Annotated in this window: 15 protein-coding genes and 1 pseudogene; 5 read left to right on the forward strand and 11 right to left on the reverse strand. The window is 68.8% G+C overall.

Going from position 1 to position 22,842, the window contains the following annotated elements; genetic code table 11:
• Positions 1-844: 844 nt before the first annotated feature.
• The gene (locus tag AE652_RS46045) at positions 845-1,459 is read right to left on the reverse strand and encodes a hypothetical protein (RefSeq protein ID WP_049649082.1); all 615 of its coding nucleotides are present in this window, start codon (positions 1,457-1,459) and stop codon (positions 845-847) included.
• 90 nt (positions 1,460-1,549) lie between these two features.
• Here AE652_RS46045 and AE652_RS00820 point away from each other — a divergent pair, with 90 nt between their 5' ends.
• Both AE652_RS00820 and AE652_RS00825 read left to right on the forward strand, forming a co-directional pair.
• A complete protein-coding gene (locus AE652_RS00820) occupies positions 1,550-2,323 on the forward strand; it encodes a class I SAM-dependent methyltransferase (protein WP_049649083.1) in 774 nt (257 codons plus the stop codon).
• Between the two features lie 296 nt (positions 2,324-2,619).
• A complete protein-coding gene (locus tag AE652_RS00825) occupies positions 2,620-3,102 on the forward strand; it encodes a nuclear transport factor 2 family protein (RefSeq protein WP_049649084.1) in 483 nt (160 codons plus the stop codon).
• Positions 3,103-3,157: 55 nt separating this feature from the next.
• Here the strand turns inward: AE652_RS00825 and AE652_RS00830 are convergent, their stop codons facing one another.
• A complete protein-coding gene (locus AE652_RS00830; RefSeq protein WP_049649085.1) occupies positions 3,158-3,913 on the reverse strand; it encodes a TetR/AcrR family transcriptional regulator in 756 nt (251 codons plus the stop codon).
• 150 nt (positions 3,914-4,063) lie between these two features.
• Between AE652_RS00830 and AE652_RS00835 the strand changes: the two genes are divergently transcribed.
• Positions 4,064-4,732, forward strand: coding sequence for an NADPH-dependent FMN reductase (locus AE652_RS00835; RefSeq protein WP_082345137.1), 669 nt, complete (start codon positions 4,064-4,066; stop codon positions 4,730-4,732).
• A gap of 22 nt (positions 4,733-4,754) precedes the next feature.
• Entirely contained in the window at positions 4,755-6,368 is a 1,614-nt protein-coding gene (locus AE652_RS00840; protein ID WP_049649086.1) for an MDR family MFS transporter, read from the forward strand.
• A gap of 237 nt (positions 6,369-6,605) precedes the next feature.
• Here AE652_RS00840 and AE652_RS00845 read toward each other — a convergent pair whose 3' ends face one another.
• The 8 genes from AE652_RS00845 to AE652_RS00875 all read right to left on the reverse strand — a co-directional run bounded on the left by AE652_RS00845 (position 6,606) and on the right by AE652_RS00875 (position 18,847).
• Positions 6,606-8,165, reverse strand: coding sequence for a protein kinase (locus AE652_RS00845; protein WP_369808246.1), 1,560 nt, complete (start codon positions 8,163-8,165; stop codon positions 6,606-6,608).
• 129 nt (positions 8,166-8,294) lie between these two features.
• Positions 8,295-11,516, reverse strand: a complete 3,222-nt coding sequence (locus AE652_RS00850; RefSeq protein WP_049649088.1) for a type I restriction endonuclease subunit R — start codon at positions 11,514-11,516, stop codon at positions 8,295-8,297.
• Between the two features lie 6 nt (positions 11,517-11,522).
• Positions 11,523-12,137 (reverse strand): DUF4276 family protein, encoded by a 615-nt coding sequence (locus tag AE652_RS00855; RefSeq protein WP_049649089.1) that lies wholly within the window; start codon positions 12,135-12,137, stop codon positions 11,523-11,525.
• Positions 12,134-13,372, reverse strand: coding sequence for an AAA family ATPase (locus AE652_RS00860; protein WP_049649090.1), 1,239 nt, complete (start codon positions 13,370-13,372; stop codon positions 12,134-12,136). The genes AE652_RS00855 and AE652_RS00860 overlap by 4 nt, the downstream gene beginning before the upstream one ends.
• Positions 13,369-14,649, reverse strand: coding sequence for a restriction endonuclease subunit S (locus AE652_RS43595; RefSeq protein ID WP_082345138.1), 1,281 nt, complete (start codon positions 14,647-14,649; stop codon positions 13,369-13,371). Before AE652_RS43595 ends, AE652_RS00860 begins: the two co-directional genes overlap by 4 nt.
• Positions 14,646-16,640 (reverse strand): class I SAM-dependent DNA methyltransferase, encoded by a 1,995-nt coding sequence (locus AE652_RS00865; protein ID WP_049649091.1) that lies wholly within the window; start codon positions 16,638-16,640, stop codon positions 14,646-14,648. Before AE652_RS00865 ends, AE652_RS43595 begins: the two co-directional genes overlap by 4 nt.
• A gap of 76 nt (positions 16,641-16,716) precedes the next feature.
• The gene (locus AE652_RS43600) at positions 16,717-17,058 is read right to left on the reverse strand and encodes a hypothetical protein (RefSeq protein ID WP_159028301.1); all 342 of its coding nucleotides are present in this window, start codon (positions 17,056-17,058) and stop codon (positions 16,717-16,719) included.
• Positions 16,994-18,847: an N-6 DNA methylase gene (locus AE652_RS00875; protein ID WP_049649093.1), complete on the reverse strand. Its 1,854-nt coding sequence runs from the start codon at positions 18,845-18,847 to the stop codon at positions 16,994-16,996. Before AE652_RS00875 ends, AE652_RS43600 begins: the two co-directional genes overlap by 65 nt.
• 273 nt (positions 18,848-19,120) lie before the next feature.
• Here AE652_RS00875 and AE652_RS00880 point away from each other — a divergent pair, with 273 nt between their 5' ends.
• A complete protein-coding gene (locus AE652_RS00880) occupies positions 19,121-20,800 on the forward strand; it encodes a DUF6119 family protein (protein WP_049649094.1) in 1,680 nt (559 codons plus the stop codon).
• 520 nt (positions 20,801-21,320) lie between these two features.
• Here the strand turns inward: AE652_RS00880 and AE652_RS00885 are convergent.
• Positions 21,321-22,689 (reverse strand): annotated as a pseudogene (locus tag AE652_RS00885) (L-serine ammonia-lyase).
• Positions 22,690-22,842 lie beyond the last annotated feature (153 nt).

A 22,842-nucleotide genomic window follows, 5' to 3' on the forward strand; every position in this document is an offset into this window, starting at 1 on the left:
AGGGCCTCGGGCTACTCGCGGTGGGGGGAGGCTGCGGAGGATGGTTTCCGGGGGCCGCCGGGGTGAGCTGCGGGATGCGATGGGGGATCCGGGCGGCGAGCTGTCGGCCGCAGCCCGGCTTGGAGGTGGCCGCGCGGAGGGCCGTTCAGGTGGGCTGGTCGGTCGTGGGCTTGCTGTCCTGGCTGGAGGGTTGGCCTTCCTGGTACTTCCGAGGCGCTGGTGGTGCGTTGGTCTGCGCGAGAAGTCGGACCGGCCGACTTCTCGCGGTGGGGGAAGCCTGCTGAGGAAGGTTCTCGGGGTCCGCTGGGGTGAGCTGCGTGATGTGGCGGGGGCTCCGGCCGGGCGCGTTCCCCTGTTGCTGTCCAGGATTGCCTGCGGGGAGGAGGTCGGGGCCGCAGGGCTGTTGGTGAACTGGCCGATGTCGTCGGCGAGGCGGCGGCTCCTATGGTGCCGTTCCTGCTTGGACTGGTCGGGGCGCCGCACGTGGTCTGCGAGGCCGGGTTGCCGGAGGCGCCCGCGCGGAGGGCCGGTCGGGTGCGGGCTCGCCGTCCTGGCTGGAGGGTGGGCCTTCCTGGTGTTTCCGGGGCGGCGGTAGGAGTGTTGGTCTGCGCGAGAAGTCGGGCTGGCCGACTTCTCGCGCGCGGGCCTCGGGGCACTCGTGGTGGGGGGAGGCAGTGGAGGGTGGGGTGTGTGATGCGACGGGGGCTCCGGGCGCGCGGAGGGCCGTCTATGCCTTGGGTGCGGCCGAAGGAAGACGGGCCTGCGCGGAGGCTGCTGCGGGTAATGGACGATGGCCCGCCGTTTCCGGAGGCGTGACCGGGGGCCGGTGGTCGCGGGGTGGTCCTCAGGTGTCGAAGGTGATGGCGGGCGTCCCGGAGTTCCGGGTGAGGAAGTGCAGCAGCTCGGCGAAGCCGCGCGCGTCGTCGAGGGCCTTGTGGGTGTGCCGCACGCCGCCGAGCCAGTGCGGGGGCAGTGCCGGTGCCGGGAGGTCCGCGGGCGGTCGGCCGGTCAGTGCCGCCGTGTACGAGCGCAGGCACAGGGCCGGGCCGTGGAAGAGGAGATCCTGCTCGTAGGGGCCCTGGTGCAGTCCGAAGGAGGTGAACCGGCGCAGGTAGTAGTCGATCCAGGTTCCGTCGAACGACAGGGGTGCCGCGGCGAACGCCCGCCGGCCGGGCAGGGACCGGACCCACTCGACGTACCTGGTCATGACGTCGGTGACGGGCGCCGGGTTCGTCGTCGCGGCCTCCCAGGCGCCCGGCTCGGAGTCGAACCACTCCTTCGTGCGCGGGTTCGGGGCCGATCCGGGAAGCGGTTCGAGGACGGCTTCGAACTCGCCGAAGGTCCGGCCGTCCATGGTCGTGGCCACGGACGCGAAGGACCGCATCGAGTTCGGTCCCGGCCAGGGGCCGTCCACCTCGATGTCGGTCACCACGTAGGTCCAGTCGCTGAGTTCGGTCATGCGGCCGACGGTACCGCCACAGCCTCCCCCGTCGGTGCGGGTTCACGCGAAGCGGTTGCCTCCGGTGGTCCCGTTTGATGGGCTGGTCGGATGGGACACACGGGGCAGGAGAGCCGGACGGCGAGGTACGACCGGATCGGCGTCGGGTACCGGCAGGTCCGTCGGCCCGATCCGCGGCTGCACGCGTTGATCGGGTCGGCGCTGCGGGGAGCGCGCACGGTGGTCAACGTCGGTGCGGGGGCAGGGTCGTACGAGCCGGAGGACGCCGAGGTCACGGCCGTCGACCCGTCGCAGGTCATGCTCGACCAGCATCCGGGGGAGCGGAAGGTCAAGGCCTCGGCCGAGCAACTGCCCTTCGAGGACGGTGCGTTCGACGCGGCGATGGCCGTCCTGACCGTCCACCACTGGTCGGACCCGCGGCGCGGGCTGGCCGAGCTGCGGCGGGTCGCGCGGCGGCAGGCGGTGTTCACCTGGGACCCGGCGCACCGGCCGCAGCTGTGGCTGCTGGAGGACTACCTGCCGGAGATCAGGGAGTTGGAGGACTCCCGCTTCACGCCGCTGGAGCAGGTGGTGGAGGCCCTGGACGCGCACACCGTGCTGCCCTTCCCCGTCCCCTGGGACTTCACCGACGGCTTCCAGATCGCCCACTGGCGGCGGCCCGAGCACTACCTGGACCCGGTGGTCCGGCAGGCCAGTTCGACCTTCGCGCAGCTGCCGCCGGAGGTGGTCGAGCCGGCCGTCGAGCGGCTGCGGGCCGACCTCGCCTCGGGGGCGTGGCACCGGCGGTACGCCGACCTGCTCGACCGGGACAGCATGGACTACGGCTACCGCCTGGTCCTCGCCGGCGAGCGGCCGGCCGGGTAGGCGTTCTCGGCGGCTGCCGCCGCACAGTTAGTCGGCCGGTCCGACTTCCTGTGCAGCGCGGCTGGTTGACCGAGGGCCGTGAACGGAGCGCAGGACTCGCAGGTGCCGATCCCGGGGTACGAGGACGGCCCCTCGGTGCCGGGCGAAGCCTGCGGGGGCGCGGCGGCTGTCAGGTCGTCGAGGGGGAGCCGACTTCCGGCGGCTAGGGTTGGGGCCATCGATCGATGCGCGGGGGCCAAGTCGATTGCCGCAGAGGGATCCTGGCGTCCCCGTCCGCTGCCGAAGGGGCCGCCGTCATGCCGGATTCCGCCACGCCCAGCCCGCCCAGCACACCCAGCCCGCTCGACCTGCTCGTCCGCTACCGGCGGGCGATGCTCGACCTGGACGCGGACGCGCTGGCCGAGCTGTACGCCGTGGACGGGGTGCACGAGTTCCCGTTCCTGTTCCCCGGGATGCCGGAGCGGTACCGGGGGCGGGAGGAGATCCGGGCCGGCTACCGGGCCGCCTGGGGTGCGAGTGCGGCGCGGCCGCGGGAGATCCGGGAGGTGGCCGTCCACCCGGGGGCCGACCCGGAGGTGCTGACCGTCGAGCAGCAGGTGGTCGGGACGCTCGCCACCACCGGGGAGCCGTTCACCGTGCCTGGCCTGCTGGTGATGCGCGCCCGGGACGGCCTGCTGGTGCACGTGCGGGACTACATGGACGGCCTGGGCGTGGCCCACGCGATGGGCCGGCTGGGTGCCGTCGCCGCGCGGCTGGGGGCCGGGGCGGCCGGCAGGTAGGAAGGGTGGAGCGGGAAGTCGGACCGGCCGACTTCCCACTCCGTGAGCGGACCGGTCAGAGGGCGAAGTGGGCGGCGATGCCGTCGAGGACGCAGTCGAGGCCGGTTTCGAACTGCCAGTCGGGGTCGTCCTTGCGGGTGGCCGCGTGGAGGTAGCGCTGGTAGTTGGGGTAGCGGCCGGTGCCCATCAGCCAGGTCATCCGGGGGGCGAGGCCGGCCCGGGTCTGGTCGCCGTCGGACCAGCCGCGCTCGCGGCGCAGGGTGTCCAGGGTGACCTCGGTGGTGACCGAGCCGTGGACGTAGCCGGTGACGGTGCGGAACACCGCCATGGTGGTGTCGGCGTCCAGGCCGTGCTCGGCCAGGGCGGCGAACGCGTGCTCGGGGACGGCGAGTTGGTTCGGGCTGAGGGAGAACGGGGTGGCCGCCCGGACGGTCCACGGGTGGGCCAGGTGCATGGCCCGCAGGTGGAGGGCGAGGGCGCGCATGGTCTCCCGCCAGTCCTCGGCGGGGGCGGCGTCCAGGGGGAGTCGGCCGTAGACGAAGTCGACCATCAGCTCGATGAGTTCGTCCTTGCCGGAGACGTACCGGTAGGCGGCCATCGGGGCGACGCCGAGTTCGGCGGCGAGCCGGCGCATGGTGACGGCGTCCAGGCCCTCGGCGTCGGCGACGGCGACGGCGGCCTCGGCGATCCGCTGCGGGGACAGGGTGGTGCGCGGGGCGGGGGCCGGGCGGTCCAGGCGCTCCCAGAGTGACGCCGGGGGCCTGTCGTCGCCGGCGGGGGTGTCCCCGGTGGGGGCCTGCTGAGCGGGCATGGGGGCGGGCTCCTTCCGACTGGGGGTCGGTCCCACCGTAGCACCCTCCTGTGTACGGCGTATCGGCAGTGGACGCCGTACACGTCGATGTGTACGTTGTATTCGAGACGGATACGCCGTACACATCAGCCATCCCGGAGGGGGACTCCCATGTCCACGGAGCAGAAGTCCAGCGAGCAGAAGTCCAGCGAGCAGAAGTCCAACGAGCGGACGTCCAGCGAGCAGAAGTCCAACGAGCAGAACCTGAAGGTCGCCGTCCTCGTCGGCAGCACCCGCGACGGCCGCTTCGGCCCGGTGGTCGCCGACTGGCTGCTCGGCCACCTCGAAGCGCGCGGCGACCTGACCGCCGACCGGATCGACCTGGTGGAGACCCCGCTGCCCGTCACCTTCCCGTCCTTCGGCGGCGAACTCTCCCCGGACGACGCCGCGCTGCTGGCCGCCGTGTCGCCCCGGCTGGAGGCGGCCGACGCCTTCGTGATCGTCACGCCCGAGTACAACCACAGCTTCCCGGCCCCGCTGAAGAACGCCATCGACTGGCACAACCGGCAGTGGCACGGCAAGCCGGTCGGCTTCGTCTCGTACGGCGGCCTGTCCGGCGGCCTGCGGGCGGTCGAGCAGCTGCGGGTGGTGATGGCCGAGCTGAACGCCGCCACGATCCGCAACACGGTCAGTTTCCACGGCGCCTCGCAGTGCTTCGACGCCGAGGGCAGGGCGATCGACCCGGCCGCCGACACCGCCGCCAAGACCATGCTCGACCAGCTCACCTGGTGGGCGCAGGCACTGCGGGACGCCCGCCGGGCCCGCCCGTTCGCGGCCTGAGCCGGGGAAGGGGGCGGACGGCATGGCCACGGAACAGAGCGGGGGCCAAAACAAGGACCAGGCCGACGAGCGGCCCAAGCCGCCGCTGCTCGGCGTCGTCGGACTGATGCTCGGCATCTTCCTCTCGGCGCTCGACGGCCAGATCATCGGCACCGCGCTGCCGACCATCGTCGGCGACCTCGGCGGGCTGGAGCACCTCTCCTGGGCGGTCACCGCCTACCTGCTGACCTCCGCCGCCGCCACCCCGCTCTGGGGCCGGCTCGGCGACCTGTACGGGCGCAAGGGCGCCTACCAGTGGGCGGTGGTGGTGTTCCTGGCCGGCTCGGTGCTGGCCGGACTCGCCCAGGACATGGGGCAGTTGATCGCCTTCCGGGGCCTCCAGGGGATCGGCGCGGGCGGGCTGATGGTCGGTGCGCTCTCGGTGATCGGGGTGCTCGTCCCCGCCTCCGACCGGGCGCGGGTGCAGTCGGTGGTCGGCGTGCTGATGCCGATCGCCTTCGTCGGCGGACCGCTGCTCGGCGGCTTCCTCACCGAACGGCTGAGCTGGCGCTGGGCCTTCTACGTCAACCTGCCGGTCGGGCTGGTCGCGCTGCTCGCGGTCGGCGTCGGGGTACGGCTGCGGACGGAGCGGGTGCGCGCCCCGTTCGACTGGGCCGGGGTCGCCCTGCTGACCACCGGCATCCTCGCGCTCACCCTGGTGAGCAGCTGGGGCGGCACCGCCTACTCCTGGACCTCCCCGGTGCTCCTCGGCACGGCGCTCGTCGCGGTGGTCGCGCTGGGCTGGTTCGCCCGGACCGAACTGCGCGTCCCCGGGCCGCTGATCCCGCCCGCGCTGTTCCGCGACCGCAACTTCACGGTGGCGCAGATGCTGGGCTTCCTCACCGGCGCGGTGATGATCGCCCTGGTCGGCTACCTGCCGCTCTACCTGCAGCTGGCCCGGGGCGCCTCACCCACCGCCGGCGGGCTGCTCCTGCTGCCGCTGATGCTCGGCATGATGGGCACCCAGCTGGTGACGGCGCGGCTGATGGGCCGGCCCGGCGGCGAGCGGCGCTACCCGCTGCTGGGCGGCGCGGTCACCCTGGCCGGCGGCGCGCTGCTGCTGCTCCTGCGCACCGACACCCCGATCGCCGTGGCCTCGGCCCTCACGGCCGTCGCCGGGATCGGCCTCGGCCTGGTGATGCAGAGCACCCTGCTGACCTCGATGGGGGCGGTCCGGCCCCAGGACATGGGCGCGGCGATGGGCGTGGTCACGCTGCTGCGGAGCATCGGCGGCTCGCTCGGCATGGCGGGTCTCGGCGCGGTCTACACCGCGCGGCTCACCGACTCCCTCACGGAGCGCCTCGGGGCCGCCGAGGCCGGCCGGCTCACCGGCGGCGGGCTGACCCCGGCCTCCCTCGACGGCCTCCCGGCGGCCGTCCGCGACGCCGTCGGGGCGGCGGTCACCGGCGGCCTGCACGGCACGGTCGTGGGCGGGGTGCTGCTGGCGGCCGCGGCGACGGCCCTCGCCTGCCTGGTGCGCCCGCGGCAGGGAGCGGCCAGGGAGATCAAGCCGCCGAAGCCCGAGCCCGAGCCGACGAAGCCAGACCCGGAGCCGGAGCCGGCCGACACCCCCGCGAAGGCGGCCACGGCCGGGTGATCCGGAGAACGCGCAGGCCCCCGGGCGGAACGGGGGACCGCCCGGGGGCCTGCGGAAAAGCCGCTCAGCTCAGCACTCGATGACGTTGACGGCGAGCCCGCCGCGACGAGGTCTCCTTGTACTTGATCTTCATGTCGGCCATTTTCGATCACGAATCTGACCTGGTGTTTTGCTGCGACAGGGTGGAGTCGTGGGGGTGCCAGGGACTTTCCTGGGGCTTTGGCCGGCGTCAGAGCGTCAGTGAGGCCGTAGGTACGCCAGGAGGGCGGCAACCTCCTGGCTGTCCTCGTGCTCGGGACCGTGCAGTAGGCACAGGTCGTCGTACAGCGGCCGTAGCATGGCGCCAGCCGCCGCATTGCTGCCTTCCTTGAGCAGCAGGATGCCGATGGTGCGGCGCAGGTCGACAGCGGCCTCTGAGACGTCGCCTTCCTGAGCGCGTACCTGCTCAAGGACTTCGCGGCACAGGTGGAGAGCTTGCGTCGACTGGCCGAGGTCCGCGCGGCAGTGCGCAGCCTGGCGGCGACACTCCAGGGCGTTCTTGCTGGTCGCTCCTTCGGTGCGTGCGTACGCCGTTGCCAGTGCCTCGAATTCGGGCAGCGCACGGCGTGGGTCTTCGGCGAGTACGAGTACGGCTGCGTGGCGCATGCGGAGTTGAAGGACCCGAGGGCTGTCCGGGCCGAGCAGGGCGGACGACCTGGAGATCACGGGTTCCAGGATGGCGAGTGCTTCGGTGGTCTGCCCCTGCCGGAGCAGGTTTCCGGACTGCTCGAAGGCAGATCTGATCGCGTCGCGCAGGTCGGTCGCCGGGGTGGCGTAGTGCTGGGCAGCGGGGTCCAGCAATGTCGGGTTCGGCACGACGTGGGCACCTTGGCCGCGTTGCCGGGGAGCATTCGGTCGGCGGTAGAGCAGGGTCGGGTCGGGGACGCCGACCGGCAGCTCGTCGGAGGGCAAGGCAGGTGTACCGGGGAGCGGTAGCAGGGGGAGAAGACGCTCGTACACCTCGAACGCATCAGCCGGTCGGTGATCCGGTGCCTTGCGCAGCAGACGCAGGATGAGGGTCTCCAGCGGCTCGGGCACGTCGGGCCGCAGCTCGCGCAAGGGAACCGGCGGGGCCTCGACATGCAACCGCGCTAGTTCGAAGGGGGCTTCGCTGTCGAAGACCCGCGCCCCGCTGACCAATTCGTGCAGGACGCAGCCGAGGGAGTAGAGATCACTGCTAGGCGTGATCGAGCGCAGAGCCCGATGCTGCTCGGGCGACATGTACTGGCCGGTGCCGATCGGGATGCCCGTGCCGGTAAGGCGGGGACCGTTGGAGCCGAGAACCCGGGCGATGCCGAAGTCGAGGACCTTGACGGTGCCGTCGTCGGCGACGAAGACATTGGCGGGTTTCAGGTCGCGGTGGACCACGGGCACGGCGTGGGCATGGGACAGGACCGTGGCGATCTGGGCACCGATGGCTGCTACCCAGGAGAAGGGAAGGGGGCGTTGGGGGCTGATGAAGTTCGTGAGGGAGCTGCCATGTAGCAGTTCCATGACCAAGTAGAGGCGGTCGTAGGACTGGTCGAGCCCGGCGTCGAAGACTTGGGGTACGCCGTAGTGTTGGATGCCGGCCGTGACGCGGGCCTCAGTGCGGAAGCGCTCGGCGAACACCTCCGCCCAGGCGGGCGTGGGGACGATCTCGGGCCGGATGAGTTTGACGGCCACTTCGCGTTCGAGGACGGAGTCGTGACCGAGCCAGACGACGCCCATGCCACCGTCGCCGATCTCCTCGATCAGCTTGTACCGTCCGGCGATCACATCAGCCGGCATTGTTCCCCCGCATGCGTTATCGGCTGGTCAGGTTCTGTAGTCAGTGTTCCTGTTGTAGTGATCACCGTCCAGTGCCCGACCACTTTGGGTGGGTCGGGCACTGAACGGTGCCGTGGTTCAGGCTGCGCCGTCGATGACGCCTTCCTGCTGCTGGATCAGCCGCCATGCCGCACTGCGGGCACTGCGGTTCAGCTGACGCTGGAAGCTCTTGTCGCTGTTGTCGTAGTAACGGTCGCGCAGCGTTCCCAGGGTGTCGAAGTGGTCGTCCATCTTCTCGGCGAAGACCTTGTCGAAGACCAGCCCGAAGTTCTCCTCGTCGGTGTTGGCCACCGCCGCCAGCCTGACCTTCGGGTCAGCCACCGCCTCCTCGAACGGCTTGATTACGTCCTGTTCGGTGAAGTCCGTGCCGAACTTCTCGTTGAACCGGTCGATCATCTCCGAGAGCAGGGACTTCTCCGGCTCCTTTGCACCGCCTGCCCCGTCGCCGAAGCCAGGCATGAGAGCCGGGCCCTCGGGGGTGAGGCTGATGTCGTGCTCGCCGGTCTTCTCGACGCGCATGTGGCTGAGGTCGATCTCGCCTATGTCGACACTGCCATCGGCCCGGCCGCGCAGCTGGGTGAGAAGGTGGCGGCCGTAGAGGTAGAGGAGTTCCAGGTCACTGTCGCTGTAGGGGATGATCTGGGCGAGGAAGCCGTACTTGCGGACGTAGTCGTTGAGGTCGCCGCGGAACTTCTCGGCGGTCTCGTGGTCGTCCTCGTCCTCACTGTCGACCAGGGCGTCGAAGCGGATGACCGCCGGACTCAGCATCCGGTACAGCTCGGCGTGCAGCTTCTCCCATTTGGCCTGCGAGCCGGCGGCCTTTTCCTCGGCCGCGAGGTACGCCGCCGCGAAGTCCTGCATCTCGTGCTCGGCCACGATTGCCGCGGACATCACCCGGCTCTGCGCGCTGTAGAGCAGGTTCGGCTCCGTCGGGAGCGTCAGCGCTTCCTGGAAGTAGGGGCGGAACGACTCCTGGATGTCCTCGGCCTCGTTCACGAAGTCCAGCACGGCCAGGTCACCCTGCTCTTTTCGCTCCGCGGTGCGGTTCAAACGGGAGAGGGTCTGCACAGCGGAGATGCCGGCCAGCTTCTTGTTGACGTACATCGTCGTCAGCAGAGGTTGGTCGAAGCCGGTCTGGTACTTCTCCGCCACGACCAGGATCCGGTACTCGCGCTGCCCGGGGCCGCCTGAACGGGTCGCCTTGTCGTCAGCGCGGGTATAGCCGAAGGCCTTCGGCAACGCGGTCTCCGGCAGGCCGCCGTTCTCCTTCGCCTCGGTCGTCTCGTGGCCTTCGTAGGTGAGGCTGCCTGAGAACGCGACGAGGACACCCAGGTCCGGGAACTTCGTGTCATAGCCCCGGTCACCGATGTACTCCTTGATGGCGCGGGCCATCTGCACCGCGCTGAGCCGTGAGGCCGTCACCACCATCGACTTGGCCCGGCCGCCGAGCCGCCCTCGGGTGTGCGCGAGGAAGTGCTCGACGATCACCTGCGCGTGCTGGCTGACGGTCGATTCGTGGGTGAGCGCGAAGCGGGCAAGAAGGCTGTTCGCCTTCGAGGGATCGACCTCCCGCTCGTCCGGGTTCTCGTTGACCAGCTTCCAGTACGTGTTGTAGGTGACGTAGTTGCGCAGGGGGTCGAGGATGAAGCCCTCCTCGATGGCCTGCTGCATGGAGTAGGTATGGAAGGGCCGGTAGGTGGCCTTGCCGTCGATGCTGTCCAGGGTCCCGAAGAGTTCGAGGGTCTTGGACTTGGGCGTGGCGGTGAACGCGAAGTAGGAGAGGTTCGCGGCTTGGCCACGCTGCTGCGCCTTGAGCTTCAGCTTCTCGTCGGTCGTGCTTGCCGTCGTGCTCGCCGCTACCTGGGTCGCGCCTGCCTCCTCGCTGTCCGAGTCCAGGCCGAACGCGTCCAAGGTGGTGCGCAGCGCGGAGCGTACGGCCGTCGCGGCATCGCCGGACTGAGAGGAGTGCGCCTCGTCGACGATGATGGCGAACGCGCTGCCCTGGATCTCCGTCGGGTTGCGCTTCAGATAGTCCAGCAGAGCGGGGAAGGTGTGCAGGGTGACCGTGACGATCTTCCCGGTCTCGCGGGAGAGTGCCTGCGCCAGCTGCTCCGACTTTGCTCCGTACCGTTCGTCGATCTTCACTACCAGTCCGGCAGTCTGTTCGAAGCCGCCGACGGTCTCTCGCAGCTGCGAGTCCAGGTTGCGGCGGTCGGTGATGATGATGACCTTGTCGAAGACCGGAGCGCCCGGCTTGAGCCCGTTCGCGACGGCTGCTGCGTCGAGTTCGAGCGGGTTGGACGCGGTGTGCAGTGAGCTGAGGCGGTGGGCGAGCCAGCCGATGGTGTTCGACTTGCCCGAGCCGGCCGAGGCCATGACGAGGTAGTTGTGCCCGGGGCCATGGTGGGCCGCGTGCGCGGTGAGCTTCTTGACGACGTCCCACTGGTGGTAACGGGGGAAGATCATTGACTTGGCAGAACCACCACCGGGCGTCTTCGACTTCTGCAGGTGGACGAAGCGCTCCAGCAAGTCCAGCCAGTTGTCCGGCTGCCAGATCTGCTCCCACAGGTAGGAGGTGCGGTACTGGCCGTAGCCGGCGGCTGCGGGGTTGCCCTTGCCGCCAGGGCGTCCGGGTCCGTCGGAGCCAGTGTTGAACGGCAGGAACCGGGTCTTGGCCCCCCGGAGCTGGGTGGCCACGAAGACCACGTTCGGGTCGACGGCGAAGTTCGCGACGACGCGGCGCGTGAAGATCAGCTCGGTCGGGTCGCGGTCGGTGCGGTACTGCTCCTTCGCCTGCTCCACGCCCTGGCCGGTCAGCGGGTTCTTCAATTCGGCGGTGGCGACCGGGATGCCGTTGAGGAAGAGGGCGAGGTCGAGCCGGTGACCCCAGTCGGCTTGCTTGGTGGCGTACTCCAGCTCGCGGACCACCGTCAGGCGGTTTTCGTGGTAGTTGGCGAGCACAGCGTCGGCGGAGACCAGGTTGGGCTTGAAGTAGGCGACCCTGATGAGGGTGCCTTGATCCTTCACGCCCCTGCGGAGCACGTCGAGCAGCCCATCGTCGACGATGGCCCGGTTCAGCCGCTTGGCGAAGCCGTCCTGAGCGGCGGTGGGGTCGTTGCCGTAGGCACGGAGCACGTCCGTCCACTCGTCGGGCTGGGTGGCGCCGATGAAGGTGAACAGCTCGTTGGTGTCGAGTCCGAGCTCGGCCCTGTACTCCCCCCGTTGCGCCTCGCGCCAGCCGCGCTCGACCATGGCGGCGATGATCGCGTTGCCGAAGGCGGATTCATGGTGCACGGCCATGGTGGATCAGACCTCTCGCTTGCCGGTGATGAGATAGCTGATGTCGCGGCAGAACTTGTCGAAGGATGGTGAGTTGGCGCGGGCCAGCTCGATGTCGAAGATGTCCGCGAGGGGTGCTTGGTCGACCCGGGGCCGGTACTGGCCGCCGTCGGTGCGGTGGTGTGTGAGCCATCCCTTGCAGTCGCGCCGCGTCTCGTGGTCCTCGGGCACGTCGAGCCCGTGCGGCATGCCGGCGCGGCCGCCGAGGGAGGGCGCCGCAGCAAGGAACCATGCCTCGAACTCCCGGTTCGCCAGCACCACGGAAACCTGACGGTCCGGTCGCACAGCGGCTGCTCTGCGAAGGAGGGAGGGGCCCAGTTCGGCAGGGCAGTCGTCGTCCGCGTCGATGAGCGCGAGAATGCCGCCGGGAGCGGCGGGCGGCAGCCGGCGGGCAAGGGCGTCCACGGTGGCCTCCAGGCCACCCTGCTTCACCAGTCGGCCCCGGCCGACGAGATGTGGGGGCCGAATGTCGGCGTCCCAGATGCCCGCCGCGTACATGAGCCGCCGCAGCACGATGGGTAGGGCTGCCAGTTCCCCTTCGCCCTCGACCACGGAGGCGATGGTGACGCGCTGCGAGCTCACTCGGCGGGCTCCCCCTGCTCGGACTGCGGTAGCTGCGGTTCGAGCTGGTTCGAGCGCAGCAGTTCGCCGACGGTGGCCAGGCCGTCCGCCACGATCGACTGACTTACCTCGTCCACCGGTCCGATCACGGTCACCCCGTCGCGCGCGGTCACGACACGGATCGCGGAGAGGTCGGCCTCTTTTCGGTCGAACAACTCGGCGCTCTGGCTCGTCGCCAGAACCTGCACGGATGCGCTCGCCTCGGTGAGCGCATCGAACAGGACACCTGCGGCCAGGGGGTGGAGGGCCAACTCAGGCTCCTCGATGGCGACGAGTGGAATGCGGCCGTCCCGGGCACGGGGCTGGAACAGTGCGGTGAGGAGGCCGATCGCTCTTATCGTCCCCTCGGACATGGACTCGGCGCGGAACTGCCCGCTTCCAGACCCTGAGGTCAGCGTCATGCGTGCGGCGACGTAGTCGCCAGCGGCTGCTGTGCCGCTGGGCCCGACCTCGGTCAGGTTCGGCACGATCGCGCCGGCGTAAGCGGAGACGCGCTCGCTGGCCCACGGGTCGAGCAAGCCCAAGACTGCGCCGAGGTGGCCGCCGTCCTCGTCCAAGCCGTCGGAACCGGTGGCCGGGCGAGCGTCACGCAGTGCGGCGAGGTCGGGGGCGTAGAAGAACATGTCGGACAGTGCTGCGTAGAGCAGGGCGTAGGGGCCAGTGCCGCCCAGCATCGGCAGGTAGAGGCTGCCGGCCCGCATGACCGCCTCGCGTTCGGAGGCGGGGTCATTCACGATGCCGCGCTCGACCTCGAAGCGGAACGGCGGTCGGTCGCTTCCTAGGACACCCAGCTCGCAGATCTCATGCCTGACCTCCCAACCCTGCGGTGCATGCGGGCCTGATCCACGAGCGATGGTGAACCCGTAGCGGCCACGCCACGGGGTGTCCTGCCCGGGGGACGGGGGGAGGCGGAAATCCAGTGTGATCGTGCAGGAGGGTGCCGACTCGGGGGCTCGGCGCAGGACGTTTTCCAGGCCGACGCGGGACCCGATTGCATCCGCCGGCCCACGGGTTACGGCGTCACGAACGAAGCTCAGGGCATCGAGAAAGTTGGACTTCCCGGCAGCGTTCAGGCCCAGGAGGACGGTGAACGGGCCGAGGGGTACGTCGCAGCGCGCGATGGACTTGTAGTTCGTGATCTGGACGCGCGTGATGAAGGGGCTGCCCGCATCGGTGGGAGGCGGGGCGGTGGTCATGGCACGTCAACTCCTTGACCGGAGGCGGTGGAGACATCGAACTGTCCGGTGACGGCGGCGGTGATGAGCGCCTGACGGCGCTCGGCGAGTAGCTCTACTTGTCGGCGGAGCCGATGATCCAATTGGGACAGATTGGACTGCCCGGCCCTAATGGTGCTTAGTAGCCTGCGGCGCTCGTCTGAGTTCGTCGGCCAAACAAGAGTGAAGTTGCCCAGATCCTCCATCCCCAAGGTCGGCTGAGCAGTATCTGTGCTGGTTGCCAACTGGGCCTGCGTCCGAAACAAGCTTGTACTCAACCATGCCTGAACAAGCTCTACTTCCACGTCATTGGAGACGCGGATCGAACAAACTGCACGAGCAATATTGGCGCCTGCTGCAGACTCTGAGGCGATTGCCGAACGCCCCAGTGTGCCGACTACGCTGACCAGAAGATCGCCAGGCTTTACAACCGTGCGGGCATATTGGGCGGATAGTTCTGCTGGAATCCTGCGCAGGCTGGCGGCGCGATCTTCAAGGTTCAGGAGATCGTTTACTCGGATGAATGGGATACCTTCATCGACGAATTGAGGCACCAGGACGCCATATCGCGGCCGAACGGAGAAGAGACGCTTCAGGCGTGTCGGGACTCCAGATGTGGCCTTCGAGAAGGCTCTGTCCAGCATCGCCTTCTCTCGCTCAGCCAACAAATTCAACTGAGCCGAGCGGATGGATACCATGCGGTCGATGTGGGTGGTCTCGGCGTCGAGAAAGTCGGCAATGCGGCGCTGCTCTTCGAGCGGGGGTAGTGGAATGCGAATGGATTCGAGATCCGGCATATAGATCGTCAAATGAGTCGATCCGTAGGCGAGCCTCTGCCACTCCTGTTTCATGGCGCGCATTACGAGTAGTAGGTAACGAGAATCAAGATCTGGCCCTGCGTGCCATGTCACGAAGGCTTGCGTTGTCGCCATGGGGCGGCCGATTCGTGTGCTGTGCCCGATGGAGGCTGTCCGTGAGAGCATTACTGTTCCCTTTGGATGAAGCACGGCAGCACTATTCGACATTCCAAGTTCGCTGATAAGTTGTTCTGTCTCCATCAAGGGAGTCAGAGAGTCGCCCCTGCGGGTGACATCTGGAGTTGTCACCCATGGGACAGTGCAATTCTCCCAGTATTCACTCTTGCTACGGTCGGGTGTGTGTCCAGTTCCCATCTTTGCAATGAAGCTAAGAGGGACGACTTTCCAGTGTGAGGGAATGGCTGGAGCCCACCCCAGTGAAGTCGACTGCAGTGAAGTCATTCTGTCGCCTCGCTCAGCAGGGCTTGAATCTGGGCCTCAAGTGACCTGAGTTCGTCATCGATATCTGCCAGCGGCCTGGGTGATCGATACGCGTAAAAGTGTCGAGTAAAGGGGATTTCGTAGCCGATCTTCGTCTTTGTGTGGTCGATCCACGCATCGGGCACGTGCGGCAGTACCTCGCGCTTGAGGTAGTCCTCCGTGCCCTCGTCCAGTGGCACGTTCTCGTAGTCGCGCAGGTCGGGGTCCGGCTCCGGTGCGCCCTTGATCTTCTGGACCTCGCCCTCTGGGTTGCGCACCCCAATAGCATCGCGCACCGCCTTGGCGAACGGCGTGCCCGCCGGCCACGTCAGCCCTGCCGCCACCACTGCGTCCTTCAGTGCGAGAAGCGCGGTCGACTTGGTTGCCCAGGTCGATCCGACCAGCGGTCGCAGCGCCGCCACGAACTCCGCCGACCGTTCCAGCTTCTCGACCGGCTTGGATGCTGCCAGCGCTGCCAGCGTCCCCTCCGTCAGCTCGAAGCGTAGCTTGAGCGGCCGCTCTACCGTGATCCGCCGATATCCGAAGTCCTCGTTGCGGAAGACCTTCACCTTCCCGTGCTCCGGGTGCTCGGAGTCCTCCGCCACCGCCAGCGCGTCCGCGTACAGGCGGGTGACCTCGGCGATGTGCTCCTTGCCCAGTTCCTTCCGCTTGTCGCCCAGCGACTTACGCATCTTCTGCCAGTACTCGCGCGCGTCCAGCAAGACCACCCTGCCTCTGTGGTCGGCACGCTTGCGGTTCGTCAGGATCCAGAAGTAGGTTGAGATCCCAGTGTTGTAGAAGAGCTGGTCCGGCAGCGCGATGATCGCCTCCAGCCAGTCGTTCTCCAGGATCCACTGCCGGATCTTCGACTCGCCGGACTCAGCCGCGCCCGTGAACAGCGGCGAGCCGTTGAAGACGATGGCGATGCGGCTGCCACCTCCACCGTTCACATCCACCGGCTTCATCTTCGAGATCATGTGCTGCAGGAACAGCAGCGACCCGTCGTTGATCCGAGGCAGGCCGGCACCGAAGCGCCCGGAGTCGCCCAGCGACCGGTGCTCGGTCTCGACCTCCGACTTGACCTTCTTCCACTCCACGCCGAACGGCGGGTTGGCGAGCAGGTAGTCGAACTTCTCCCGCGAATGTCCGTCGTCGGAGAAGGAATTGCCGAACTTGATGTTCTCCGGGTCCTGGCCCTTGATCATCAGGTCGGACCGGCAGATCGCCCAGGACTCGGGGTTGAGCTCCTGCCCGTACACCTCGACCGTGGCATCCGGGTTGAGTGCCTTGATGTGTTCCTCGGCCGCGCTGAGCATGCCGCCGGTTCCACACGCCGGGTCCAGCACCTTCCGGCCGACCCCCGGCACACTGAGCACGTCCGCGTCGGGCGCCACCAGCAGGTTGACCATCAGCTGGATGACCTCGCGCGGGGTGAAGTGCTCACCTGCGGTCTCGTTGGACTGCTCCGCGAAGCGCCGGATCAGCTCCTCGAAGATGTAGCCCATGTTGTGGTTGGAGACCACCCCGGGCCGCAGATCCAGGTCGGCGAACTTGCCGATGACCTGATACAGCAGATCGGCGCCGTCGAGCTTCTTGATCTGCTGGGTGAACTCGTACTTGTCCAGCACCTCCCGGGCGTTCTCCGAGAGCCCGGCGATGTACTGGCCCAGGTTGGCGGCCACGTGCTGCGGGTCGTTCAGGATCTTCTTCAGCGTGAGGTCGGTCCGGCTGTAGAAGGACTGCCCCGACGCGCGCTTCAGCAGTCGCTCCGGGGCGGTGCCCCCGTTGCCCTCAAGCCGCTCGATCTCCGCCGCGACCTTGTCGCGGGTCGGCTCCAGCACGCACTCCAGTCGGCGCAGCACCGTGAAGGGCAGGATGACCTTGCCGTAGTCGGACTGCTTGTAGTCCCCGCGCAGGAGGTCGGCGACGGACCAGGCGTGGTTCGCCAGTTCCGTGTGCTTGCTGCTGTTCAAGTCGTGCCCCTTCGGCAGTCGCTCTCCGCGAGCGGTCTTAGCCAGTACGATCGAAGTCAGTGGTGTGCCGTGCGCGTCATGGGCCCTCGGGCGGCAGGAGCGCCCCGCTGGTCAAACCCCAGGTCAGTTGCTCCGCGGCTTCGCGCCCGAGTGAGGCGATCTTCCTTGCGGTCTGCGACAGCTGACGCAGCCTCTGGAACGCTTCACCGTAGCGGCGTTGCTCGGCCAGCGGGATCAGTGGGAGCTGGAGGCGACGTGCGTCGACCCTCATGATGCTGGTGCCCGAGACCGCTCGTTGGGCGTTGCCGGGGGCGGCGAGGAAGCCGGCCAGGAAGTGCGGGTCGAGCCGCTGTTCATCCGGGCGCAGCAGTAGCAGGTGAGGGCCGAGGAGAGCACCGTGATCCTGCGGCGTTGCCACGACCACGTTGATCTGCTCCTGGAAGACCTCCGAGAGGATGACGTCCCCCTCCCCGCACACCGGCCTCAAGGCGTACCCGCTCCCCGACGGTTGCCACGGTGCCGGAGGGACCGGTGCCCGAGCTGAGGTCTCGTGACATCAGGACGCGCCTGTCCTGGTCCAGCGCCTCGGATGGTTCCCTGGGTACCACGACGCCGCCGCGTACCAGGGTCAGGGCGCCACCGCGCAGCAGGTCGCCGACGGTGGCCGTCCGCCAACTGCGGGCCTCCGCTTGTGCCGACGGCCAGGCGCCGGAGTGGGCGAGGTCGGCCAGCCCGGTGCTGACCTCGCGGAGCGACTCCAACGCGACCTGTGAGGCTTGCGCTACTTCCTCCGGGCTCTGGGTGTGCGCCGCGACCGGCACCTGGCGCTGGGGAGTGAGGTCGACCGCGTCGTCGAGCAGGTCGACGGCGGCCACGACCCGTGCGACTCCCGGCTGCTTCTCGGCGTCCCGCCAGGCTTCGACCACGGTGTCGTGCACGTCCCGCCAACGAGTCGCAGGTCGGCCGCCGGCAGTGGCGCCGCGAGTGTCGCCCAGGCGCACGGTGGCCCCGGCACTGTCCCGGCTCGCATCCACGAACAACACCCGGTCGGGGGTCATCAGTTCAGTCACGGGCCGCTCCAGTATCCACAGGTGCAGCCCGATGTGTGGCGGTGGCGCGGCGCCCGCCGGCAGGGCGACGACGGCGCGGAGAGCGCCGCGGCGTACGAGCTCGGCGCGGATGCGCCGACCCGAGGTGCGTCCGGCCACCGCAGGCGGCAGCAGCAGGACGGCTCGCCCCCCTGGCCGCAGGTGAGCCAGGCAGTGCTGGAGCCAAGCGAGTTCGGAGTCCTTGGCGGTCGGGACGCCGTAGGCCCAGCGCTCGTCGTAGGAGAGCTCCTCCTGACCCCAGCCCGAGCCGCCGTAGGGCGGGTTGCAGACCACGACGTCCGCACGCAAGCCAGGGAAGGCGTCAGCGCGCAGGCTGTCCCCGGCTTTGCTGGTCAGCTGTCCCGATGGGCCGTCGGTTCCCAGGGCCAGGCGTACCGCAGTCTGGACGGCCTGAGCCGGGAGCAGGTCCTGGCCGGCCAGCGTGAGGATTCCGCGATCGCGCAGCGCTAGCAGCAGGCCACCTGTTCCGCAGGCCGGGTCGAAGCCGCTGACTGTGGTCCCCCCCAGCCCGGTGGTGGCGAGGACTGCGATCAGCGTGGCGAGCGGCGCCGGGGTGGCGTACTGCCCGCGCGCACTCGCACCTTCCTGTTGGGCGTAGTCCAGTACGGAGAGCAACTCGTCGGTTTTGCCGGCACGCACACAGCTGACGACGGCGCGGCGCAGTTCCGCACCGCCGAGGCCGTCCTGGAGGGACCCCGAGCCGGGTGGGACCTCGGGGGCTCGTTCGGCGACAAGGGCCGCAGTCCGTAGGTCGAACGCGTCGCCGTTCAAGCTGATCAGTTCGTCCAGCTCCGCGCTGCGCAGACGGGAAGCGGCCAGGACGAGCGGGAGCGCGTCGGCCACCGCACCGGGCGGTACCAGCCGTAGCGCGCCCCGCAACTCGTCTATCGGGTTCGGTTCGGGCAGGCGGTCGTTGGCGGCGAGCCACTCGGTGACGGCCTTGACGTCGTAGGCGGGGCTCGAGTCGGTGCCGCCTGTGGGTGTCGGGAAGTCGGGGTGCCGCTTGCGCCAGTTGCTGACGGTGGCCCGCGTGACCCCAGCGAGCCGAGAGATGTCGGCAGCGGTGACCAGCGGTGGTGCTGCGGCTTCCTCGGGCATCCCCGGGCTCCTGTAGGTCGTTGCGACGCTTTGGCATGGATGACTCTACACGACCCGCCACGGCTGGTGTAGTGGATTGACAGTGCTTTCACCGTCTGCTCTTCTATTGCTGTGCTTAGGCCGCCCTGGTCGGGGTGCCTGCCTTGCGTTGCTCCCGCCCCCGGGGCTGCCCGCGCTCTCCTGCGCACCACGTCCAGGCAGCGGTTCGCCCGCACAGAGCTGTCGTCCAACTTCCGCGCAACCCGTCCTCATGACCTGCAGGGAGAGATCCTCATGACCGCCGTAGCAAGCAAGAAGAGCTCGACCACCCGTAAGACTTCGCTCTACCGCCTCAGGACCGCGGGGGCTGGAAGCAGCGAGGATCTCGCGTCGATGGTGGTACCGCACTACCTCGAACGCGACGGGTTCCACGCGGCGACCGTCGAGCACGGTCCGCTCCGCGGCCTGCTGATCTCCGGGACGATCGCACCTGGAGCCGCTGACTGGTGTGCCACGCTCGCCGCGCTCAGCGGCCTGACGGTCCAGGAGGAGAACCGGACCTCGCTCGGGCTGCTGCTGGTCCGTACCGACAGGGCGGTCTACGCGCTCAGCTATGGCATGGGCCACCTCATGATCGACCCGGCGCGCATCGACCCGGGCTTCGGTATCGAGTTCGCCGTCCGGTGCCTGGACAAGGACCGCATCACCAAGGTGCGGCGCCAGATCATGGACGCCCGGGGCCGTACGGACGAGAACTCCGCCACCGCCGGAGAGCACATTCGTGGCTTCGGCATCGAGGAGTTCGGCGAGATCGTCAGCCAGATTTCCGGGCAGATCACCGAAGTGCCGCTGACCTTCACGCGGGACAGCGGGCGCGCCGCGCACGTCACCGGCACCGACCGCTCGGTCAAGCTCCACCTCGGCAGCAGCCCCATCGATCTGGTCGAGGACCTGCACAGCATCGAGAAGGTTTGTAGCCGCCCGAACCCGCTGCCCGAATTCGAGTTCATCCCGCAGGTCCGCCCGCTGAGCCCCAAGTCGGAGCGCGCTCAGCAGCTGGACGCGCGCCTCGACGCCCTGCTGGGCACCGGCGACACGAGCCGGATGGCTCTGGCCGTCCCGAGCGAGTGCAAGGAGCGCTTCGAGTTCGCAGAGGCGTTCCGGCTCAGGCTGGCCGGCCGCAACGAGTTCGTGGCGGGACTCGACGTCGCCGACCTCGTCGAAGCCGTCCGCACCCGCGCACAGGGGCAGCGGTTGACCACCCTTCGCGCCGGGCGGGTGGAGATGTTCGCCGACACCGACGCGACCGACAGGCTCAGTCGCAAGGTCCCCGCCGACCAGTGGCTGAACGCCGAGATTCCTGACGGACCTGTGCACTACTTCTACTGGCAGGGCCAGTGGTACGAGGTCGGCGCGGAGTACCTGACCACTATCCGGCGCCGGGTCTCGGAGCTGCTTGCCCAGCCTGCGACGGTCATCCTCCCGCCGTGGCCTTGGGGCATTGCCGAGGCCGACTACAACAAGAAGGCGGCTGAGCAGGAGGGCTATGCCCTGCTGGACAAGGACACCATCCACACCGAGCGGCTGCGCGGTGGTGGACTGGAGATCGCTGACGTCCTCGGCCCGCAGGGGCAGTTGATCCACGTCAAGCAGACGGACAGTCGAAAGGGCACGGCGCCGCTCAACCACCTGTTCGCTCAGGGACGTGTCGCTGTTGAGACCCTCCGCTACGACCTCGTGGCAAGGGAGAAGTTCCTCGCCAAGCTTGATGGACTGGCGCCCGACCACCCGGCTGACAGGTCGTTCACTGCGCTGACCGTGGTCTTCGGCATCCTGCTCAAGGACGGAGAGCCGCTGACCGTGGACTCCTTGTTCGCATTCGCCCAGGTGTCCCTGCTGCACACCGCAACCGCGTTGCAGGGCATGGGAGCGAAGCTGGAGATCGTCTCGATTGGTCGCGAGCCCGCCAACTGAGGCGAGACGGCACCGGCGGTTGCGCGTACTCGATCGCCTCACGGACTGCTGGAACGAGTCCGAGCACTTGTTGATGGAGATCGACCAGATGCCCCGCGCGTCCCTGTCCGTGGACCAACATGCCCGAAGGAGAGCAAGAAGGGAGAGCATCCTTTGGAGGGTGTAGGCACACCGATCGAGCGCATGCGAGCGCTTGATCATCTCAGTCCGCGCGAAGCGGCGAAGGCATGAGGATCTTGAGCAGATCGTGAAGGACGCCTACCGGCCGAGTAGCGGGAGAACTCGGCACGGCAGGCGCTGACCCCGTCCGCCAGCTGCACGTGGACCGGGAGGGCAGGCGAAGACGGGCCTGCTGGGTTACCTCGCCGCTCCACCGCCAGCCATGAAATCCCTGGTCAGTGCTCTGCCGACCAGATTCGCCAGGGACTATCAGAGCTGTCCGAGGGACTCTTTGCTGTGCAAGCCGGGAAGCCGGTGACAGCTCTGAAAGGACCAAACTCGCAGGTCATGGCCTGTTTCCCTAGCACTCGATGACGTTGACGGCGAGCCCGCCGCGACGAGGTCTCCTTGTACTTGATCTTCATGTCGGCCCCGGTCTCCTTCATCGTCTTGATCGCCTTGTCCAGCGAGACGTGGTGCCGGCCGTCGCCGCGCAGCGCCATCCGGGCCGCGGTGACGGCCTTGACGGAGGCCATGCCGTTGCGCTCGATGCAGGGGATCTGGACCAGGCCGCCGACCGGGTCGCAGGTGAGGCCGAGGTTGTGCTCGATGCCGATCTCGGCGGCGTTCTCGACCTGCTCGGGGGTGCCGCCGAGGACCTCGGCGAGGCCGCCCGCGGCCATCGAGCAGGCGGAGCCGACCTCGCCCTGGCAGCCGACCTCGGCGCCGGAGATGGAGGCGTTCTCCTTGAAGAGCATGCCGATGGCGCCGGCGGCGAGCAGGAAGCGGACGATGCCGTCGTCGTCGGCGCCCGGGATGAAGTTCAGGTAGTAGTGCAGGACGGCCGGGATGATCCCGGCGGCGCCGTTGGTCGGCGCGGTGACGACCCGGCGGCCGGAGGCGTTCTCCTCGTTCACGGCCATCGCGTAGAGGGTCACCCACTCCATCGCGTTGGCCGGCCCGATGCCCTCGGCGCGCAGCGCGCGGGCACCCGAGGCGGCCCGGCGGCGGACCTTCAGCCCGCCCGGCAGGATGCCCTCGCGGGACATGCCGGCCCGCACGCACTCCTGCATCACGGACCAGATCTCCAGCAGACCGGTCCGGATCTCCTCCTCGCTGCGCCAGGCCTTCTCGTTCTCCAGCATCAGGCCGGAGATCGACAGGCCGGTCTCCCGGCTGAGCCGCAGCAGCTCGTCACCGGTGCGGAAGGGGTACTTCAGCACGGTGTCGTCGGGCTTGACCCGGTCCGCGCCGATCGCGTCCTCGGCCACCACGAAGCCGCCGCCGACCGAGTAGTAGGTCTTCTCCAGCAGGGTCGAGCCGTCCGCCGCGTACGCCCACAGGGTCATCCCGTTGGCGTGGTACGGCAGCGAGCGGCGGCGGTGCAGGACCAGCTGGGTGTCGGGGTCGAAGTCGATCGGGTGCTCGCCGAGCAGGTTGATCCGCTTCTCGGCGAGGATCCGCTCGACGTCCTTGTCGGCCTGGTCGACGTCGACGGTGCGGGGCGAGGCGTTCTCCAGGCCGAGCAGGACGGCCTTCGGGGTGCCGTGGCCGTGGCCGGTGGCGCCGAGCGAGCCGTACAGCTCGGCCCGTACGCCCGTCACCCGGTCCAGCAGGTCCTCGGTGCGCAGTCGGCGGGCGAACATCCGGGCGGCGCGCATCGGGCCCACGGTGTGGGAGCTCGACGGGCCGATGCCGATGGAGAAGAGGTCGAAGACGCTGATGGCCACGGGGGACGTCCTTGTCTGGTCTCGTGGAAGGACTTGCGGGCAGGGAGGGGCCGACACGGGACGGGGCACCGCGCGCACTTCCAGTGTGCGCGGTGCCCCGGGGTGCCTGGTACGCCGGAGGGGTGAGGCCGGTCACCCCGCCCGAACGATCAC

This window comes from Kitasatospora sp. MY 5-36, from assembly GCF_001182915.1.
Lineage (GTDB): Bacteria > Actinomycetota > Actinomycetes > Streptomycetales > Streptomycetaceae > Kitasatospora.

What these genes read in the sequence shown, in the direction of transcription:
- AE652_RS43595 (WP_082345138.1), bottom strand. Translation starts at nt 14,649, where the DNA reads ATGACTTCACTGCAGTCGACTTCACTGGGGTGGGCTCCAGCCATTCCC.
- AE652_RS00835 (WP_082345137.1), top strand. Translation starts at nt 4,064, where the DNA reads ATGTCCACGGAGCAGAAGTCCAGCGAGCAGAAGTCCAGCGAGCAGAAG.
- AE652_RS00840 (WP_049649086.1), top strand. Translation starts at nt 4,755, where the DNA reads ATGGCCACGGAACAGAGCGGGGGCCAAAACAAGGACCAGGCCGACGAG.
- AE652_RS00830 (WP_049649085.1), bottom strand. Translation starts at nt 3,913, where the DNA reads ATGCCCGCTCAGCAGGCCCCCACCGGGGACACCCCCGCCGGCGACGAC.
- AE652_RS00825 (WP_049649084.1), top strand. Translation starts at nt 2,620, where the DNA reads ATGCCGGATTCCGCCACGCCCAGCCCGCCCAGCACACCCAGCCCGCTC.
- AE652_RS00875 (WP_049649093.1), bottom strand. Translation starts at nt 18,847, where the DNA reads ATGCCCGAGGAAGCCGCAGCACCACCGCTGGTCACCGCTGCCGACATC.
- AE652_RS00820 (WP_049649083.1), top strand. Translation starts at nt 1,550, where the DNA reads ATGGGACACACGGGGCAGGAGAGCCGGACGGCGAGGTACGACCGGATC.
- AE652_RS00880 (WP_049649094.1), top strand. Translation starts at nt 19,121, where the DNA reads ATGACCGCCGTAGCAAGCAAGAAGAGCTCGACCACCCGTAAGACTTCG.
- AE652_RS00860 (WP_049649090.1), bottom strand. Translation starts at nt 13,372, where the DNA reads ATGACCACCGCCCCGCCTCCCACCGATGCGGGCAGCCCCTTCATCACG.
- AE652_RS00850 (WP_049649088.1), bottom strand. Translation starts at nt 11,516, where the DNA reads ATGGCCGTGCACCATGAATCCGCCTTCGGCAACGCGATCATCGCCGCC.
- AE652_RS46045 (WP_049649082.1), bottom strand. Translation starts at nt 1,459, where the DNA reads ATGACCGAACTCAGCGACTGGACCTACGTGGTGACCGACATCGAGGTG.